This is a genomic window from Mycobacterium sp. NGS15 (assembly GCF_059813245.1).
Genome location: NZ_JCALEF010000008.1, coordinates 158,219 through 177,888 on the forward strand (window position 1 = coordinate 158,219; position 19,670 = coordinate 177,888).

A 19,670-nucleotide genomic window follows, 5' to 3' on the forward strand; every position below is an offset into this window, starting at 1 on the left:
TTTCGGATGTGATGTGGCCGGCCTAATAGGGGACGTCTAACCCAACTCACGATTCTGCCCCCGTGTTCCCATCCCGCACGAATGTCCGTCTACCGGCTACGTTGGGTACGTGGCACTTCCCAACCTCACCCGTGACCAGGCCGCGGCCCGAGCCGCAGCGATCGACGTCCAGCACTATGCGATCACCCTCGACCTCACCGATGGCGAGGGCGGTCCCAGCGAAGAAACCTTCCACTCGGCGACCACCGTCACCTTCACGGCGCAGCCGGGGGCCTCGACGGTCATCGATATCGCCGCCCGCACCGTGCGGCGCGTCGAGCTCAACGGCGTCGAGATCGACGTCAGCGAGTACGACGAGGAGAACGGCATCACACTGCCGGAGCTGGCTGCCACCAACACCGTGGTGGTCGAGGCCGATTTCGAGTACTCGCACACCGGCGAGGGTTTGCACCGCTTCGTGGACCCGGTCGATGACGAGGTCTACCTCTACTCCCAGTTCGAGACCGCCGATGCCAAGCGGATGTTCGCCAGCTTCGACCAGCCCGACCTCAAGGCCACCTTCGACGTCACGGTGACCGCCCCGGCGCATTGGCAGGTGATCTCCAACGGTGCGCCGCTATCGGTCGCCGACGGCGTGCACACGTTCGCGACCACTGCCAAGATGAGCACCTACTTGGTGGCGCTGATCGCCGGACCGTACGCACGGTGGAACGACGTGTATTCCGATGACCACGGCACCATCGATCTGGGTATCTACTGCCGCGCCTCACTGTCGGAGTTCATGGACGCCGATCGGCTGTTCACCGAGACCAAGCAGGGATTCGGCTTCTACCACAAGAACTTTGGTACCCCGTACGCCTTCGGCAAGTACGACCAGCTATTCGTCCCCGAATTCAACGCGGGTGCCATGGAGAATGCCGGAGCGGTGACGTTCCTGGAGGACTACGTCTTCCGGAGCAAGGTCACCAAGTACTCCTATGAGCGCCGCGCCGAGACCGTGCTGCACGAGATGGCGCACATGTGGTTCGGCGACCTGGTCACCATGCGCTGGTGGGATGACTTGTGGCTCAACGAGTCCTTCGCGACCTTCGCCTCGGTGCTGTGCCAGGCGGAGGCCACCGAGTACACCGAGGCGTGGACCACCTTCGCCAATGTCGAGAAGTCGTGGGCGTACCGCCAGGACCAGCTGCCGTCGACCCACCCGGTCGCCGCCGATATCCCCGACCTGGCAGCCGTCGAGGTGAACTTCGACGGCATCACCTATGCCAAGGGCGCCAGCGTGCTCAAACAGCTTGTGGCGTATGTCGGTTTGGAGAACTTCCTCGCGGGCCTCCGTGCATACTTCACGGCGCACGCGTTCGGCAACGCAACCTTCGACGATCTGCTGGGCGCCCTGGAGGAGGCCTCCGGGCGCGACCTGTCGGACTGGGGCACGCAGTGGCTCAAGACCACCGGGCTCAACACGTTGTCACCCGACTTCGAGGTGGACAACGACGGGAAGTTCACCCGTTTCGCCGTCAAGCAGTCCGGGGCGGCGCCGGGCGCCGGGGAGACGCGGGTACACCGGCTCGCGGTTGGTATCTATGACGATGTGGACGGCAAACTGGTCCGTGCTCATCGAGTGGAACTCGATGTCGCTGGCCCGATAACGGATGTTCCTGCGTTGCAGGGAATCTCCCGCGGCAAGCTGATCCTGGTCAACGACGACGACCTGACGTACTGCTCCCTGCGGCTCGATGACGAGTCACTGGAGACTGTGCTGTCCCGGGTGGCCGATATCGCCGACCCATTGCCGCGCACGCTGGCATGGTCGGCGGCGTGGGAGATGACTCGTGAGGCAGAGCTGCGCGCACGCGACTTCGTGGCGCTGGTGTCCTCCGGGGTGCACGCCGAATCCGAAGTCGGTGTGGCGCAACGCCTGCTACTCCAGGCGCAGACGGCCTTGAGCTCATATGTGGAACCCCAGTGGGCACGCGAGCACGGCTGGCCGGCCTTCGCCGACCGGCTGCTGGAGCTGGCGCGCGCCGCCGCCCCTGGCTCGGATCATCAGCTGGCGTTCGTGAACGCCTTCACCACCTCGGTGTTGTCGGCCGGACATACCGTCGTGTTGCAGGCGCTACTGGACTCCGATCCTGCGTCGCTGGATCTGCCGGGTCTCACGGTGGACACCGACCTGCGGTGGCGGATCGTGAACGCGCTGTCGGCCTCCGGGGCACTGGAGCCGGACGCCTCGGTGTTCATCGATGCGGAGCTGGAGCGCGACCAGACCGCGGCGGGCAAACGTCAGGCCGCCCAGGCCCGGGCGGCCCGTCCGGTCGCCGAGGTGAAAGAGGCCGCGTGGAAGCAGGTCATCGAGGATGACGCGCTGCCGAACATCACCGCGCGTTCCGTCATCGCGGGAATCGTGCAGCCCGGGCAGGCCGACCTGCTGGCACCGTTCGCGGGTCGCTACTTCGATGTCATCGAGAATGTGTGGGCACGGCGGTCCAGCGAAGTGGCCCAGACCGTGGTGATCGGCCTGTACCCGTCATGGGACATCTCCCAGCGCGCCGTCGAGTCGGCAGACGGCTTCTTGGCCAAGGAGATCCCGTCGGCGTTGCGCCGTCTGGTGTCCGAGGGGCGCGCCGGGATCGTCAGGTCACTGAAAGCCCGCGAGTTCGACGCAGCCCACTAGCTCCTGCCTCTCAGCCGTTGCGCCGAGTGCATACCAGGCACAGACCTTTCACGCGATTCGTCCGCGTACGGTATGCACTCGGCGAGCGAGGGCTTCGCGCACTCGACGAATGACGTCGTCGGGGTGGTCCTCGGCGACCACTCTGACAATCAGCCAGCCCAGACCCTCGAGCATCTCCAGCCGCTGAATGTCCTTCACGTACTGTCGGCGGTCACTGCGGTGGTGATCGCCGTCGTATTCGACGCCGACCATGACGTCCTCCCAGCCCATGTCAACGTATGCAAGTGGAACGAAGTCTCCGTTATGCACCAGGATCTGCGTGGTAGGGCGTGGCAACCCAGCCCGAATCAGCAGCAACCGGAGCCAGGTCTCCTTCGGCGACTGCGCGCCAGGGTCCACCAAATCGAGTGCTGCCCTTGCCTTTCGTATTCCGCGCCGGCCCCGGTAGCGCTCTGAGAGGCGTAGTACCTCGAGGGCCGTAAGCCCCGTCGCCCGGCACAGCGCATCGACAGATGCCACCGCAGAGCCTGCGGGGTACCGACTCGCCAGATCGAGCGCCGTGCGAGCGGGAGTTGTGACGCGCATACCGCGCACAACGCACACCTCGTCGGCGGGAAGGACGTACCGACGGGTGATTACACCCGGTTCGCGGCGGCGGTTGTGGTCATCGACAACCTCCGCTGGCCGAGAGGGATCGATCCATTGCGCGCCAAGCAGCGCCGCCGCCGAGAACCCAGCGAGCACACCACGACGACGCGAGCGGAGCCACGCGGCTTCCGCACGGATCGTCGGCGTTATCACGGTGCCTCGCGGAACGTAGACATCCTTATGCCAGGCCACATAGTTGGTGATCAGTTCGTGCCGCGTCAATAAACCCGCACGAAGCGCTTCACTTCCGAGAAAGGCCCCGTTCCCCATTGCCGAAGCATGCAACAGAGGTCCGACAGCTCACCGAACGCATACCAGGTGCATGCGATTCAGTTATTTGACCTGCACCAGGTATGCGCTCGGCGCAAAGAAGCACGCCGGGAACCGGCGCAGAGAGAAAGATCAGGGGCGAGCGACGGCGGCGCTCATCACGCGCACCGCGCTGATGATCCCGTCGAGCAGGTTGCCTTCTTTGAACGACGCCACAGCAGCAGCGACGCCAAGGTCGGCGGCCGACTCGACACCGCGACCCTTGAGTCCCTCGCCGTAGACGACCTCGACAGCATGCTGGTTGGGCGACACAGCGATCAGCACGGCCTCATCGGGCGTCGGTACCTTGAGGAACACGTCCCGCGCTCCGGCGGCGGTATCGGATCCCAGATCGCCGATGTACACCGAGAACCGCGCCTTCGACTGACGAGACCCGTAGGTCAGCGCGTCGTCGAGAGTCGCCAGCTCGTAGTTGGGGAACGGGTATTCAACCGACAGCGCGCCGGGCTCGGTCACACCCGAGATGCGTCCGCTGATGGTCTCGGCCCAGCCGCGCGGCAGATTGGCGGGAGCAGTCTTGGTCACTTCACCACTTGCCACTTGCGGACCCTCCAATCGCCTCGGTGCCCGCATGTCCATGACCGTGGCCATGCCCATGGGCATCGCCGACGTTTTCGTCGACGGCAGCCCACAGAACTGGGGCGTGCGTCCAGCCGTCGTTCATGTTGTAGGTCGCGGGGTGCGGCCCCTTCTTGCGCATCGTCCACAGTCCGACGAGCACGAAGAAGACCGGCGTGATCAGGGCTACCCAGACCGGCATCCCAATGTATGTGGGGCTGTTGAGAAAGCTCACGATGCAAACCGTAGCCGACCGCACCGGGAACTCACGCCGCGCCCTCCCCTAGATATCGCACCCATGCCGGGTCGAGTTCCTTGACCGATGACAGCAGTCGCCAGTGCTGCCCCTTGGGCGGCATCGGCGTGGTGCGAAGCGACCAGCCCAGGTCCGCCAACATCCGGTCCGCCTTGCGGTGATTGCAGGACGAGCAGCAGGCCACACAGTTCTCCCAGGAGTGCGTGCCTCCCTTGCTGCGCGGGATGACGTGGTCAATGGTGTCGGCCCGTCCACCGCAATAGGCACAACGGAACCGATCGCGATGCATGAGCGCGGCACGCGTCATCGGAACCCGGGCCCGGTATGGCACCCGTACGAAGGACCTGAGCCTGATCACCGACGGGACCGCCACCGACGTCGTGGCGGAATGAATGACCGGAGCAGCCGGGTCGTCGTGCACCACATCGGCCTTCCCGCATAGCAGCATGATCACAGCGCGACGCATCGGCAGTGCCGTGAGCGGCTCATATGTGGAGTTCAGCAATAACACGCGACGCCGGCCCCATAGGGAACCGGCGTCGTTGGAGTGCTGTGGGGGAATGGTCCCGGGGACCCTCGTCCCTGGGACACTGTGCAGTATTCGGGCCGACCCGTTCTGGGTCGGCCCAGCGCTGGCACTGTTATGCCGGTGCCCGCGGCTCTTCCTGTGTTGCACCATTGCCACCAGTGCACCACGATTCCGCGGTCTTCGCACGACAATTTGTGCCGTGTTCGCAGGTCAATCCAATGAACATCGCGTAACCAACCCGGCCGATCGACCGAAGCGCGTACCGGCACAATGGCGTACGTGGCAGAGCTGTCCCCGGCGCCTACGCCGGATAACTTCTACGACGCCGTTGGTGGCGCCGCCACTTTCCACGCGATAGTGGCCCGCTTCTACGAGCTTGTCGCCGACGACGAGGTGCTGCGCCCCTTATATCCGGAGGAAGACCTCACCGGCGCCGAGGATCGCCTTCGGATGTTCCTCGAGCAGTATTGGGGCGGCCCGCGCACCTATTCGGACCAGCGCGGACATCCCCGGCTGCGGATGCGCCACGCACCGTTTCGGATCGGACCCATCGAACGGGACGCGTGGCTGCGCTGCATGCGGACCGCCGTCGATTCCATCGATCGGAACACGCTTGACGACGACCATCGAGCCCAGCTGTGGAGCTACCTGGAGATGGCGGCGCAATCGATGGTCAACTCGCCCTTCTGAACATCGATCGCGATTCGAGGCCAGAGCCGCCGTGGTGCAGAATGTTCAACCGTGACCGCCGCCGACTTGGGCCAACATGACGACCCTTGGTGGTCGCGGGCCGTTTTCTATCAGATCTACCCGCGGTCGTTCGGCGACAGCGATGGCGATGGCGTCGGCGATCTCGACGGCATTTCAGCAAAACTTGGCTACCTCGACTTGCTCGGCGTCCAAGGAATCTGGCTAAATCCGGTTACCAGATCACCGATGGCCGACCACGGATATGACGTGTCGAATCCGCGGGATATCGATCCGTTGTTCGGCGGGTTGACCGCGATGCACAGGCTCATCGCCTCTGCCCACCGCCACGACATCAAGGTCATCATGGACCTGGTCCCCAACCACACCAGCTCCGAGCACCCCTGGTTCATCGAGGCTCTGGCCGCGGAGCCCGGCAGTGATGCCCGGTCACGTTACATCTTCCGGGACGGCAAGGGCACCAACGGCGAACTGCCACCCAACAATTGGCCCTCGGTGTTCGGCGGTCCCGCCTGGACGCGAGTGACCGAACCCGACGGAAAACCCGGCCAGTGGTACCTGCACTTGTTCGCCCCCGAGCAGCCAGACGTCAACTGGGACAACCCGGAGGTATTCGACGACTTCGCCGACACCCTGCGCTTCTGGCTCGATCGGGGCATCGACGGATTCCGCCTCGACGTGGCCCATGGCATGGCCAAGCCACCGGGCCTCCCGGACCTCCAGGAAACCGAAGCCTCGATGCTGCATATCGCTGACGAGGACCCACGTTTCAACAACGAGGGCGTACACGAGTACCACCGCAAGATTCGCAAGGTGCTCGACCAGTACCGCGATGTGGTGGCCGTCGGCGAGATCTGGGTGAACGACAACGCGCGCTTCGCCGAATACGTCAGGCCTGACGAGTTGCATCTCGGATTCAACTTCAAACTGGTAGAGGCCGACTTCGATGCGGACAAGATCCGCGCCGCCATCGAAAACTCACTCGCCGCAGTGGATTCGGTAGGCGCGACGCCTACCTGGACGTTATCCAACCACGACGTGGAGCGCGAGGTGACGCGCTACGGCGATGGCCTGATCGGGCAGTGGCGGGCCCGCGCCATGGCCCTGGTGATGCTCGCGCTGCCGGGAACTGTGTTCATCTACAACGGCTCCGAACTGGGGCTGCCGAATGTGGAATTGCCCGACGAGGCTCTCCAAGATCCAGTGTGGGAGCGTTCCGGCCACACCGAGCGGGGCCGCGACGGCTGCCGAGTGCCCATCCCGTGGGAGGGCACCGATCCCCCGTACGGTTTCTCGACCACCGATCAGACCTGGCTACCGATGCCCCACGGCTGGGCCGACTTTACGGTCGAACGTCAGTTGGAGCGCACCGACTCCACGCTGTCTCTGTATCGGCGTGCCATCGAATTACGCAAGAACCGAAAGGAATTCGACGGCACCGGCTTGGAGTGGTATGGCAGCCCCCCGGGCGCGCTGGCCTTCCGCGTCAAGGGCGGCGGCCTGACCTGCGCCCTGAATGTCAGCAGTGACCTGGTGGATTTGCCTGCGGGCGAGGTCATCCTGTCCAGCGGACCTCTCGTCAACGGCAAGCTGCCGCGTAACACCGCGGCCTGGATCGTCTAACGGACCCGTAGCGTCAGATCAGTGCGGCGCCGATAGACCGATCCGAAGCGGGCATCAAGCCGCAACCACGCCGGGACGGCCCGCACCCGCACCGGTTCGTCTTCGGTCGGGCTGGTGGGGACGAATCCCATGGCGGCCAAGGCAAACACGCACCGCATCGGTACGTCGACCGGTCGGCCGTCGCTTCCATCGACCGTGACGACGGACTGGTCCAGCAGCGATACGGGCGGACCGTGGGCGCTGCCGTGTTCGCGCGCCAGCTCTCCCCCGCGCTGGGCCAGTTCGAGCACCGACCGCGCCGGGATGTCGTCGAGATACTCGAAGCCGTTATCGGCGGGTAGCGCACCTCGCCACACCGAGTCCATGGGAAACCCCGTGTGCACATAGCCGTCCGCATCCGGGGCCTGCAGGCCACGCAGCACTTCATCGACGGCGGCGCTGATATCGGGTGTCCTCAGCTCACCGCGCACCGCGCGACACGCCAGCACATCGAATTGCGTTGCGGTCCAGACAACTACCCGGCCATCGTCTCGAACGCGCAGCCGTACCACCGCCGACTCGTCCAGGCGGGCAACCCGGGTGAGGAAGGTCGCCAGGTCCTTGCGATCGGAGGCGCCGGGCACCCGTAGTGCGGCCTCACTCATTGTCGCGACCACCGCTGCAGATGCTCGCGGTGGGTGTCGGTGAGACGCAGCAGGGTTTGGCTGTCGAGGTGAAACGTCACCAATTGGGTGTCCGCGATCACCGCGGGTTTGGAGTCCGGTGCCGCGTCCACCGAGCGCACCTCATAGTTGATCGTGAAGTCCACTGCCCTGATCTTCGACACCCACATGGTCACCTGCAGCGGTGAGTCCGCGAGCCGCACCTGCCCCTTGTACTTCACGTGGACGTCGGCGATGAGCAGGCCCGTGGTGGTGATCTCCGCGCCAAAAACGTCGCGCAGGAAGGGCACTCGCGCCTCTTCCAGAATTGTCACCATCGTGGCGTGGTTCACATGCTGGTACATGTCGATATCGGACCAACGGACCGGCACCGCCGCGACATAGCCGGGCTTCTCACTAACGCTCATCGGTGTCTGACGCTCTTCGCTCACGCTCATCGGTGCCTGACGCTCTTCGCTCACGCTCATCGGTGCCTGACGCTCTTCGCTCACGCTCATCGCACCATCATGCAGGACCGGTGATGCTGCTCCTGATCATCCCTCTGATCTGGCGTGCTGCCACCGACAACGTCGCCAGGTCCGGCTCGCCCGAGGCGAAGATCTCCGCGAGGGTGCTGCGCGCGCGCTCCAGACGCGAGGCATTGGTGAACTCCCACTCGGCGATCTTCTGCTCGCCCGTCTCATCGGGTTCGCCCACCGACAGCACGTCCATGGTGAGCGCCCGCAGCGAGGAGTAGATGTCGTCGCGGATCGCCAACCGGGCCAGGGAATGCCAGCGATCATCGCGTTCCAGCTGAGAGACGGCGGTCAGCAGATCGTCCACCCGCAGATCGTCCATCAGGGTGAAGTACAGATCCGCGACCTCCGCGCCGTCACGGTCGGCGATGTCGGCGATATCGATGATGTCCAGCAGGCTGAACCCGTAAAGGCAACCGGCCACATCGCCGGCGAGATCGGCGGGAACGCCCAGCGCCATCAGGTCTTCAGTCTGTTTGGTGACGATCTCCAGGTCGTGACCCCGCAGCCAGGTGGTGAGCTGTGGGGTCAGCTGGGCGATGCCCTCCGCGAAGCGGTTGATCTCGGCGCCGACCGCCAGGGGCTGCGGCCGGTAGCTGATCAACCACCGTGACGCGCGATCCAGTAGACGGCGCATGTCCAGGGTCAGCCGGTCCGAAACCGACACCGGCACATCGGCATGCCGGATTCGGTCCCACAGCGAGCGCAGCCCAAAGATGGCCTCCACCGCCACATAGGTCTTGAGTCCGTCGACCGAACCCGTCCCGGCATCTTCGAAAAGCCGGTACACGTAGGTGATTCCACCGCAGTCGACCACCGCGTTCACCAGCATCGTCGCGTAGATCTCTTTACGCAGCGGATGCTTGCGGATCTCGGCATCGAAGCGCTCACGCAGTTCGTCCGGGAAGTAATGGACCATCCGCCGCTGGGTGACCTCTTGCTCGGGGGCGTCAGTGGCCAGCAGGTCCGCCTTGAGCGCCAGCTTCACGTGCGCCATCAGGGTCGACAACTCCGGTGACGTCAAACCGATCCCGAGTGCAACGCGGCGCTCGATCTCCTTCTCGGAGGGCAACGCCTCCAGCTCACGGTCCAGCCCCCGATCCGCCACCAGGTGAGCGATCTGGCGCGCGTGAACTGTGAGCAGCGAGGCCGCGTTGGCGCGACTCGTTCCCATGAGATTGTTCTGGGATTCGTTGTCGGCCAGTACAAGTGCCGCGACGTCATCGGTCATGGACTCCAAGAGCGCGGTGCGCTCGGAGGCCTCGACCTTGCCGGCACTGACCAGTGAGTCGACCAGAATCTTGATGTTGACCTCGTGGTCGGAGCAGTCCACTCCGGCCGAGTTATCCAGTGCGTCGGTATTGACCCGGCCACCGTTGAGCTCGAATTCGATGCGCCCGCGCGAGGTCAGACCCAGGTTGCCGCCCTCGCCGATCACCTTGGCGCGCATCTGGTTTCCGTTGACGCGGACCGCGTCGTTGGCCTTGTCTCCCACCTCGGCGTGCGATTCGCTCTCGGCCTTGACGTAGGTGCCGATGCCGCCGTTGAAGAACAGGTCGACGGGGGCCAGCAGGATGGCCCGGATGAGCTGTGGCGGTGCCATCTCGGTGACATCGCCGTCGATGCCGAGAGCCTCACGAACCTCGGGGCTGATCGGCACAGACTTCTGTTCCTTGCTGTACACCCCGCCCCCGGCGCTGATGAGTGCCGGGTTGTAGTCGGCCCAGCTGGAACGCTCCAACGCAAACATCCGCTTGCGTTCTGCCCACGACGATGCCGGGTCCGGGTTGGGGTCCAGGAAGATGTGACGGTGGTCGAAGGCCGCCACCAGCTTGATGTGCTGCGACAACAGCATGCCGTTGCCAAACACGTCCCCGCTCATATCGCCGACCCCGGCTACGGTGAAATCCTCTGCCTGGGTGTCGATCCCCATCTCCAGGAAGTGACGTTTGACGCTCTCCCAGGCACCGCGCGCGGTGATTCCCATGGCCTTGTGGTCGTACCCGACGGAGCCGCCGGAGGCGAACGCGTCACCGAGCCAGAATCCGTAGGACTTGGCGACGTCGTTGGCGATATCGGAGAACGTCGCGGTGCCCTTGTCCGCTGCCACCACCAGATAGGTGTCATCGCCGTCACGACGGCGCACCCCCTCCGGCGGGATGACGGCGTTGGTGGCAGTGTCCAAGTTATCGGTGAGGTCAAGCAGACCTCCGATGAATCGTCGATAGCATTCGACACCCTCGGCGCGGAACGCGTCCCGGTCGATGGCGGCATCGCCGGTGGTCGCCGGCGGCTGCTTGACGACGAATCCGCCCTTGGCCCCGACGGGGACGATGACGGCGTTCTTCACGGCCTGCGCCTTGACCAACCCCAGGATCTCGGTGCGGAAGTCCTCGCGGCGATCCGACCAACGCAGCCCGCCGCGGGCGACGGGGCCGAACCGCAGGTGCACACCCTCAACACGCGGGGAGTACACGAAGATCTCGAACCGCGGCCTGGGCTCGGGCAGCTCCTCGATCTCGCGCGGATTGAGCTTGAAGGCGAGCACCCCCTTGGCTCGGGCCGAGTTCTCTTCCGTCACAAAGTAGTTGGTGCGCAGGGTGGCCTGGATCAGCGCGAAGAAGGCACGCAGCACGCGGTCGGTATCGAGGCTGACGACCTTATCGATCTCCGCAAGAACCTGCTCTGCCTTGATGACGGCCAACGTGTTGTCGGTAATGGCCGGATCGAAACGAGCCTCGAACAGTTCGACGAAGTCACGCGCGGTGCCGGAGTTGTCCGCGAGCACGGTCTCGATATGTGCCTGGCTGTACGGGAAGCCGGCCTGCCGCAGGTATTTGGCGTATCCGCGCAGAATCGTTATTTGACCAGCGGTGAGCCCGGCGCGCAGCACCAGCTCGTTGAATCGGTCGGTCTCGACGCGGCCGTTCCACACATCGTCGATCGCATCGGTGAAGAGCTGCGCGCGGCGCTGCACGCCCTCGGCGTCGAAGGTGCGCGCGATCGCCGGATGCACCACGATACGGAACGCGTACAGCGAGACGGCAAGACCATCGGGGCGGGTGAAGTGATAGGGGCGCTCCTCCATCACGTCGACGCCCATGCTGTGCAGGACCGGCAGCACCTGACTCAGCGATGCCGAGCGCCCGCCCAGGTACATACTGAGCACACCGGTCGCCGGCTCTTCGGCGGCGTCGTAGGCAAGATCCAGCGAATTATCTTGGAGTCCTTCGATTCTCGCGATGTCATCGATGGCGTCTACGGGAGCGACATTCGTCTTGAAGACCTCAGGCAGGATCACCGAGTAGCGTTCGGCGCACGCGCGATCGATCGGCGAGTCCGGCCGCACCGCACTCACCAGACGGTCACTCCAGGTGCGGCTGGTCTGCGTGAGCAGTCCCTGCAAACGAATCCGGTTGGCCTCGGATGTGTCGACGCTCGTGGAAATGTTGTCTTCGGGCATGCGGATCGTGAAATGAACTAATGCCCAAGGTGATTCGCTAACACGTGCGGTGTAATCGATGCCGGTGCCGCCGAGCTCACGGACCAGGGTGTCCTGCATGGCCAGTCGGACGGTCGTGGTGTACCGGTCGCGGGGCAGGTACACCAGGGCAGTCACGAAATTTCCGAGCTCATCGGATCGCAGAAACAGCAGCGAACCGGGATGTGCACCAATGTTCCTGACGGCTGTGACGATGTTTTGCAGCTGGTCTACGCCCACCGCGAACAGCTCTGCGCGGGGCAGGTTCTGCATGATGTCGATGAGCATGTGCCCGGCCAGCGAGTCCTGGTTGGCATCCGAGCGCGCAAGTACCTGATGCACTCGATCGGAGATCACCGGGATATCCAGAACATCGGCGTTCATGGCTGCCACGGTGAACACGCCCACGAGGCGGTGCTCGATGGCCGGACCGCTGCCGTCGTCCTGCCGGATCACCACGATGTTCGGGTAGATCGCATACCGCAGATAGGTCGGCACGGTGGCTTGCGCCAGCACCAGCAGCTCGTCGTTGTGGGTGAGCTGCGGAAGTACCTCTTCGCGCCGCTTGAGCAGGCCGAGCCGACTGGATTCGTCGACAGTGGCACGCCCGTCCGCGACGGTGCACCGCTGATATCCGAGCACCGTGAAATTGCCTTCCACGAGCCAGCGCAGCAGGTTCGCCACCTCGGTGAGTTCGGCGGACGAGAACCGTGCCGTGCCCGCGGAACCGTCCAGGTCGGCAGCGAGCTCGATGACCGCGTCACGCATGGCGTCGGTGTCCGCGGCGACGTGGCTGCCGTCTTCGAGCGTGTGCGGTAGCTGCGTCTCGATGAAGGCCAGCCGCTCGGCATCGATGGACGGCGGCAGCTGCAGGTGGATCCAGCACTCGGCACCGATGGCGGTATCGCTGTGCGGGTTGTCGACCGGTACCGCGGAAAGCAGGGTGCCCTCGGCGGAGCGTTCGACGGTGAAGACCGGGTCCATCAGGTCCACGATCGCGACACCCAAACGTCGCAACAGCACGGTGATGGAGTCGGTGAGCAACGGCGTGTAATCGGTGACCAACTGTAGGGCGGTTCCGAGACCCGCATCGTCTCCGTTGCGGTAGACAGCCATCGAAATCGCGTGCGGCGGGCGTTGTGCTGCCAGCCGCAGCAGCGAGCGCATAAGCGCCTCGCGCACGGGCGGCGCCGGCGGTGAGGGGTGGCCGTCAGCATCGAGTGCTTCGTCCCATTCCTGGTCGCCCAGGAATCGGGAGTGGCTGAACGCAGCCTCCAGTGCCTCGATGGTCGGCACGCCAGATCCATTGGTAGATGGCGTGTTTTCGGGAGTTGTGGTCCCTGTCTTAACAGTCACGCAGAACGCTCCTGGCCGAGTTTGCGTGCCGGGTTTCGGCACGCAATCTCACCCTAGTCGCGAGTCAAGCGGCGGTGGGTAACTCTGTGAGGTCTGGCTGCATCGATACCCAAACGTTCAACTTTGTTCTCTTCGTACGCCTGGAAGTTGCCTTCAAACCAGAACCATGACGCGGGGGTATCGTCGGAGCCCTCCCACGCCAAGATGTGCGTACAGGTGCGATCCAGGAACCACCGGTCGTGCGAGATGACCACTGCGCAGCCAGGGAACTGCTCGAGCGCGTTCTCCAGTGAGCTCAGGGTTTCGACGTCGAGGTCGTTGGTGGGCTCGTCGAGCAGGATCAGGTTGCCGCCCTGCTTGAGGGTGAGTGCCAGGTTGAGACGGTTGCGCTCACCACCGGACAAGACACCCGCAGGCTTCTGCTGATCCGGCCCCTTAAATCCGAACGCGGAAACATAAGCCCGCGAAGGCATTTCATTCTGACCGACCACAATGTGGTCGAGCCCGTCGGAAACGACCTCCCAGACATTCTTCTTGGGGTCGATACCCGCACGGCTCTGGTCGACATAGCTCAGTTTGACGGTCTCGCCCACCTTGACCTCGCCACCATCGGGGTTTTCCAGCCCGACAATGGTCTTGAACAGGGTGGTCTTACCGACACCGTTGGGGCCGATGACGCCGACGATGCCGTTACGGGGCAGCGTGAACGAGAGATCCTTGATGAGGGCGCGTTCCTCGAACCCCTTGTCGAGATGGCTCACCTCGACCACCACATTGCCCAGCCGCGGGCCAGTGGGGATCTGAATCTCTTCGAAGTCGAGCTTCCGCGTCTTCTCTGCCTCGGCAGCCATCTCCTCGTACCGCCCGAGCCGTGCCTTGTTCTTGGCCTGCCGTGCCTTGGCGCCCGAACGCACCCACGCGAGCTCTTCCTGCAAGCGCTTGTGCAGCTTGGCGTCCTTACGCCCCTGCACGGCGATGCGATCGGCCTTCTTCTCCAGATACGTCGAGTAGTTGCCCTCATAGGGATAGGCGCGGCCGCGGTCCAGTTCGAGGATCCACTCGGCCACGTTGTCCAGGAAGTACCGGTCGTGGGTCACGGCCAGGATGGCGCCTGGGTAGTTGGCCAGGTGCTGCTCCAGCCACAGCACACTCTCGGCGTCCAGGTGGTTGGTGGGCTCGTCGAGCAGCAGCAAGTCCGGCTTGGATAGCAGGAGCTTGCACAAGGCGACGCGTCGTCGCTCACCACCGGACAGGTGATCCACCGGCTCGTCAGGGGGCGGGCAACGCAGCGCATCCATGGCCTGTTCCAGCTGCGAGTCGATATCCCAGGCGTCGGCGGCGTCGAGCTCTTCCTGGAGCTTGCCCATCTCTTCCATGAGTTCGTCGGAGTAGTCGGTAGCCATCAACTCGGCGACCTCGTTATACCGATTGAGCTTGCCCTTGAGGGCCACGCCGGCCTCGACGTTCTCGCGCACCGTCTTCGTCTCGTCTAGCTGCGGCTCCTGCATCAGGATGCCGACGCTGGCCCCATTGGCCAGGAACGCCTCACCGTTGTTCGGCTTGTCCAGCCCAGCCATGATCTTCAAGACGCTGGATTTACCGGCGCCGTTCGGACCGACCACACCAATCTTGGCGCCGGGCAGGAAGTTCAGGGTGACGTCGTCGAGGATGACCTTGTCGCCATGCGCCTTGCGGACTTTCATCATCGTGTAGATGTACTCAGCCATTGCCGCGCTGTCGCCTCTCCTCTAAGTTCTTTAGCCGCAGCTCACGACCATTCTTATGAGCTGCCCGAACCATCCTAGGGGAGAGGCGACTGCGCGGTCGCCGGTGTCAGCTCAGGATCAAGCGCTCAAGCGCAGGTTTCCTGACTCCTCGCTGCTCTCGTCCGGTTCGGGGAGCTCCGCCGTGGATTCCTCGGCGCCCGGATCGGGTTGCTCCGTCGCTTCAGCATCCTCCTGCTTGCCGGTGTACCCGGCCTTCTCTATCCGGGCGATGGTCCGCGACAAATCCGGTCCCACGGTGATCGCCTTCATCTCCGTGACCTGACGGCGATTGCCGTCCTTGTCCTCGAACTCGCTGGTGTGCAGATGACCGTGCACGATCACCGGCGCACCCTTGCCCAACGCGGCACCCACCCCGGTGACCAGCCGGCCCCAGCAGGTGACATTGATGAAGAGGGAGTTCGAATTCACCCAACTACCGTCGTCACGCCTGCGGCGCGCATTACTGGCGACGCGGAATTTGATCATCTCGTCGGAGCCGACCTGCCGTCTCTTGAGGTCTCCGACTATGGATCCGATCACAGTCACTGGAGTTTCAAACATGGTCCGTGCCTTTCCCTAATCTCTAGATGTCTAGAGCTCTTCTCGGCACCGCCAATCCGGTGCCCTTGGTGACTCCAGTAACCCGGTAGGCACCGACACCGCTCCCTACATGTGGGCGGTTCGAACGGCCGCTGTGGATGAATGCCAGATTGGGGACAACTGGCCGATGAGTGCGACCACCCGTACCTTGCTTGACATGACGGTTTGGATCATGCACCGCCCCGAGGACGAAATCTCCGCCGGATTGGAGGGCTCGTCAGGGCCGTTGGCCGGTGTTCGACTCGCGGTCAAGGACAACGTGGACGTGGGTGGCCTGCCCACCACCGCCGCCTGCCCCGAGTTCGCATACATCCCCGAGCACGACGCACCGGCGGTCGCGGCCTTACGCGCGGCGGGCGCCACCGTGGTCGGCAAGACCAACCTTGATCAATTCGCGACCGGACTCGTGGGCACCCGCTCCCCATACGGCGCGGTATCGGACTCGCGCCGTCCCGAATACATCAGCGGCGGTTCCAGTTCCGGATCCGCGGTGGCCGTCGCAACCGGCGAGGCCGATATCGCGATCGGCACCGACACCGCGGGATCCGGGCGGGTGCCCGCAGGACTGCAGGGCATCGTCGGGATCAAACCGACAGTCGGCGTCGTCTCCACTCAGGGCGTGGTCCCTGCCTGCGAATCCTACGACTGTGTCACCATTTTCGCCCGCACGCTGGCCACCGCCAATCTGGCGATGGCCGCCCTGGGCGCCGCGGCAGGTCCCCGGCTGTGGCCCGCCAACACCCGACTGGCGGCACCGCCACAACCCACCGTCGCCGTACCGCGCGAGCTGACCGCACTCGATGAGCTGTGGCGCAACGCCTTTCATGCAGCGGTAGAGCATCTTCGCGCAACGGGAGCGACGATCGTCGAGGTCGATATGGCACCGTTCCTTGCCGCCGCGAAACTGCTGTACGAGGGCGCGCTGGTCAGTGAGCGCTATGCCGCCGTGGGCGAGTTCATCGACGCCAACCCCGAAGCCGCGCTAGATCCTACTGTCGCACAGATCGTTTCGGGTGCGCGCGATATCCCCGCACATCGTCTGGTACGCGACCGCGCCGAGGTGCAGCGACTACGCGAGGAGGCCATGGCCGCCCTGGCCGGTGCGGACGCACTATTGGTGCCCACCGCGCCGTTGCACCCGACGATCGAGCAGGTGCAGGCCGACCCGATTGGCGTCAACGCCACGATGGGTACCTACACCAACTTCTGCAACCTGTTTGATCTGTGCGCGGTAGCAGTGCCCGCGGGAACCGCCGGTGAGGCCCAGTTCGGAGTAACCGTGCTGGCGCGCGCCTTCGATGACGCGGTGGCCTTCGATATCGCCGCACTGGTCACCGGAGATGCTGCAGACCAAGATGTTTGGCCGGCAGCGATCACCTTGTCCCATGAGCTCGCGGTGTTCGGCGCGCATCTCAAGGGCGGCCCCCTGGAATTTCAGCTCACCGATCTGGGCGCGCGCTGGGTCGGCCCGGTCCGCACGGCACCGAAGTACCGGATGTCGGCGCTGCGCACCACACCCCCCAAACCCGGCCTGACTCGTTCGGAAGAGGATGGGGTGAGCATCGGCGGCGAAATCTGGCGCCTGTCCCCCGCCGCACTGGGCACCTTCCTGGCGCAGCTGCCCGAGCCGATGATGCTAGGCAAGGTTCAATGCGATGACGGTATGTGGCGCACCGGGTTCGGCTGCGACGGCGCCGCCGTACAGGCCGGTATCGATATCAGCGAGCACGGCAGCTGGCCCGCCGCCATTGCCGCGGGTGCGGTTTAGAACGGTCTTCGCGCAAGCGGCTCATCCACGAACTAGCGCGAGTTCTCGTCCAGCTGGGCCATTTTGGCGAGCATGGCGTTATAGGCGGCCAGGTCGGCGTCGTCGTCACGATCGGCGGCGCGGTCCTGTCTGCGGGCGAGCCGCTCATCCGAACGGGACCACTGGATGACCAGGGCGATCATGACCACCAGCAGCGGCAGCTCCCCCGTCGCCCAGGTGATCGCGCCACCCATATGTTGATCGGCGGCCAGGTCGATCCGCCACGGCAGGGCCAGATTGCTATAAAACTTTTCGCCCAAAATCGATTTCGTGCCCATCAGGATGACGCCGAAGAAGGCGTGCAGGGGCAGCGAGACCAGCACAATGCCCAGCTTGGCGACCGGCGGCAGGCGCCGCGGCGACGGGTCGATGCCGATGACCACCCAATAGAACAGATATCCGCTGAGCAGGAAGTGCAGGTTCATCGCCAGGTGCGCGGCATGCACGTCGACGGCAGCGTCGTAGAGCCCACTCAGATACAAGCCGTAGAACCCACCGATGAACAAGGAGGTCGCCACCAGCGGATGCGTCAGGAATCGGGAGAAGGTGCTGTGCAACAACATCTGCACCCATTCGCGCAGCCCTGGTGGATCGCCCTTGCCCGCGGCTGGTAGCACTCGCAGCAGCAGCGTGATGGGACCACCGAGGACCAGCAGTACGGGTACCAGCATCGAGAGCGTCATGTGCGCCACCATGTGCATGCTGAACATGGCGGGCATGTACCGGCCGACACCCGACGATGTGGCGATGAGCAGGAAGGCGCAGCCGGACAGCCAGGCGATGGTGCGCCCCACCGGCCAGGCGTCGCCGCGGACCTTGAGCCGACGGACACCCACCAGGTAGGTGATCGCGAAAACGAGGGCGGCCGTTCCGAAGATGAGATCGAAGCGCCAGTCGAACATCAGTCGCTGCGGGGTCGGCGGACCGTCGAGCGTGTACCCGATGGCGACCTCGACCGGCGAGGGGTTGAGGTTGACCGGTGGCGGTGGCGGGGTGCGCCCCAGTCCGACGGCGATACCGAAGGTGACCGCGAAGATGACGGCCTCCACCCCGGCAAGCCGGATCAGCGGTCGGCGGTTCTGCGGTTCTTCGCTCAATGCCGTTATCGCCGAACGGCGTTGCAGATACCCCAGTACACCCAGAATCAGCAGCGCGGTGGCCTTGCCCACCAGCAGCCAGCCGTAGCGGGTGGTTAACAGGTCTGAAAGCTGCACCCGGATAAGGGCGTTGATGATTCCGCTGAGCCCTATCGCGACGTAGCACCACAACGCCAGCATGGAGAATCGGCGCGCGGCCACATCGAGATGCCCGCCGCCGCGCAACGCGTGAAGCAGCAGCGCGACCAGCCCGCCGGCCCACAGCGCCGCAGACACCAGATGGATGATGAGACTGTTGGTGCCCAGGTCATGCGCGCCACCGGTTGCCGAATGCCCCACCAAGGCCAACGGCATCAAGGTGCCTACCGATCCGAGCACCAACAGCGGTGTCCACGACCAGCGCAGCACGATGCGGCTGGCGATCGCGACAGCGGCGGCGATGAAGGCCATCCAGCGCCAGGCATTCACGGTTTCGATCTCGCCGGCCAGCGTCCACAGCTCCCCGGGCCCGAAATCGCTTACCGGCTGACCGGCGACATCGGATATCGACAGCGGCACCATGACCGCCGAGAGCACTGCGAGTGCGGCCGATGCCGCCGTGCCGAGGCGCAGCGAGCGGTAGCCGTCCACATCGAGCACGCCGCTGGACTGCGGTGGGACGAAGAAGGCCGCGAGCAGGAATGCGCCGACGGCGACGACGGCAGCGATTTCGGCGGCCGCCCGCACGAACGGCAGACCATAGGAGGTGACGGGACCGGGGTTGGGGAGACCCGTCGCGAGCAGGGCTTCCGTGAGTGACAGCGCGCCGATGGTGGCCGCTATCAGGCCCGCCAATACCGTAAGGCCGACGACGATCGTCCAGATCGGCGAATCGGTCTTCCTGGCCGTGGGGGTGGTCGTCACCAGTCAAGGGTATGGCGAGATGCGATCCACACCGCCACCGGTTCGATAGACTCCCATCCGGCTAGCGCCACATGCCTCCGTAGCTCAGTCGGATAGAGCAAGGGCCTTCTAATCCCTAGGTCGCAGGTTCGATTCCTGCCGGGGGCGCTGGTAGATA

Annotated in this window: 14 protein-coding genes and 1 tRNA gene; 5 read left to right on the plus strand and 10 right to left on the minus strand. The window is 64.6% G+C overall.

The features are described 5' to 3' along the window. Positions 1-109 precede the first annotated feature (109 nt). Positions 110-2,674, plus strand: a complete 2,565-nt coding sequence (pepN, locus tag AC5Y5C_RS23730) for an aminopeptidase N (protein WP_499977008.1) — start codon at positions 110-112, stop codon at positions 2,672-2,674. A gap of 48 nt (positions 2,675-2,722) precedes the next feature. On the opposite strand, the gene AC5Y5C_RS23735 is transcribed toward pepN, so the two are convergent. The 4 genes from AC5Y5C_RS23735 to AC5Y5C_RS23750 form a co-directional block, all read right to left on the minus strand. Then, positions 2,723-3,592, minus strand: coding sequence for a type IV toxin-antitoxin system AbiEi family antitoxin (locus AC5Y5C_RS23735; RefSeq protein ID WP_499977009.1), 870 nt, complete (start codon positions 3,590-3,592; stop codon positions 2,723-2,725). Between the two features lie 132 nt (positions 3,593-3,724). After that, complete coding sequence (locus tag AC5Y5C_RS23740; RefSeq protein WP_499977011.1) at positions 3,725-4,192, minus strand: DUF5130 domain-containing protein; 468 nt, start codon at positions 4,190-4,192, stop codon at positions 3,725-3,727. Further along, complete coding sequence (ctaJ, locus tag AC5Y5C_RS23745; RefSeq protein ID WP_499977013.1) at positions 4,179-4,445, minus strand: aa3-type cytochrome oxidase subunit CtaJ; 267 nt, start codon at positions 4,443-4,445, stop codon at positions 4,179-4,181. The genes AC5Y5C_RS23740 and ctaJ overlap by 14 nt, the downstream gene beginning before the upstream one ends. Before the next feature lie 31 nt (positions 4,446-4,476). Then, positions 4,477-5,028: an HNH endonuclease gene (locus AC5Y5C_RS23750; RefSeq protein ID WP_499977048.1), complete on the minus strand. Its 552-nt coding sequence runs from the start codon at positions 5,026-5,028 to the stop codon at positions 4,477-4,479. Positions 5,029-5,265: 237 nt separating this feature from the next. On the opposite strand from AC5Y5C_RS23750, the gene AC5Y5C_RS23755 reads away from it, so the two are divergent. Both AC5Y5C_RS23755 and AC5Y5C_RS23760 read left to right on the plus strand, forming a co-directional pair. Further along, on the plus strand, positions 5,266-5,685 hold the full coding sequence (locus AC5Y5C_RS23755) for a globin (protein WP_499977015.1): 420 nt from the start codon (positions 5,266-5,268) through the stop codon (positions 5,683-5,685). 51 nt (positions 5,686-5,736) lie between these two features. Beyond that, positions 5,737-7,326 (plus strand): glycoside hydrolase family 13 protein, encoded by a 1,590-nt coding sequence (locus AC5Y5C_RS23760; protein ID WP_499977017.1) that lies wholly within the window; start codon positions 5,737-5,739, stop codon positions 7,324-7,326. Here AC5Y5C_RS23760 and AC5Y5C_RS23765 read toward each other — a convergent pair. The 5 genes from AC5Y5C_RS23765 to ssb all read right to left on the minus strand — a co-directional run bounded on the left by AC5Y5C_RS23765 (position 7,323) and on the right by ssb (position 15,667). Continuing rightward, positions 7,323-7,970 (minus strand): DUF8185 domain-containing protein, encoded by a 648-nt coding sequence (locus tag AC5Y5C_RS23765; RefSeq protein ID WP_499977019.1) that lies wholly within the window; start codon positions 7,968-7,970, stop codon positions 7,323-7,325. The genes AC5Y5C_RS23760 and AC5Y5C_RS23765 overlap by 4 nt on opposite strands. After that, positions 7,967-8,425 (minus strand): acyl-CoA thioesterase, encoded by a 459-nt coding sequence (locus AC5Y5C_RS23770; RefSeq protein WP_499977049.1) that lies wholly within the window; start codon positions 8,423-8,425, stop codon positions 7,967-7,969. Before AC5Y5C_RS23770 ends, AC5Y5C_RS23765 begins: the two co-directional genes overlap by 4 nt. Positions 8,426-8,492: 67 nt before the next feature. Continuing rightward, positions 8,493-13,166 (minus strand): NAD-glutamate dehydrogenase, encoded by a 4,674-nt coding sequence (locus AC5Y5C_RS23775; protein WP_499977051.1) that lies wholly within the window; start codon positions 13,164-13,166, stop codon positions 8,493-8,495. A gap of 227 nt (positions 13,167-13,393) precedes the next feature. Then, a complete protein-coding gene (gene ettA, locus AC5Y5C_RS23780) occupies positions 13,394-15,067 on the minus strand; it encodes an energy-dependent translational throttle protein EttA (protein WP_499977021.1) in 1,674 nt (557 codons plus the stop codon). Between the two features lie 117 nt (positions 15,068-15,184). Continuing rightward, positions 15,185-15,667 carry a single-stranded DNA-binding protein gene (gene ssb / locus AC5Y5C_RS23785; protein WP_499977022.1) on the minus strand — a complete coding sequence of 161 codons (483 nt, stop codon included), beginning with the start codon at positions 15,665-15,667 and terminating at the stop codon, positions 15,185-15,187. Positions 15,668-15,863: 196 nt separating this feature from the next. Here ssb and atzF point away from each other — a divergent pair, with 196 nt between their 5' ends. Further along, a complete protein-coding gene (gene atzF, locus AC5Y5C_RS23790; RefSeq protein WP_499977023.1) occupies positions 15,864-17,474 on the plus strand; it encodes an allophanate hydrolase in 1,611 nt (536 codons plus the stop codon). A gap of 32 nt (positions 17,475-17,506) precedes the next feature. On the opposite strand, the gene AC5Y5C_RS23795 is transcribed toward atzF, so the two are convergent. Continuing rightward, a complete protein-coding gene (locus AC5Y5C_RS23795) occupies positions 17,507-19,513 on the minus strand; it encodes a bifunctional copper resistance protein CopD/cytochrome c oxidase assembly protein (RefSeq protein ID WP_499977025.1) in 2,007 nt (668 codons plus the stop codon). A 73-nt stretch (positions 19,514-19,586) separates the two neighbouring features. On the opposite strand from AC5Y5C_RS23795, the gene AC5Y5C_RS23800 reads away from it, so the two are divergent. Then, positions 19,587-19,660, plus strand: a tRNA-Arg gene (locus AC5Y5C_RS23800). The last annotated feature ends 10 nt before the right edge of the window (positions 19,661-19,670 follow it).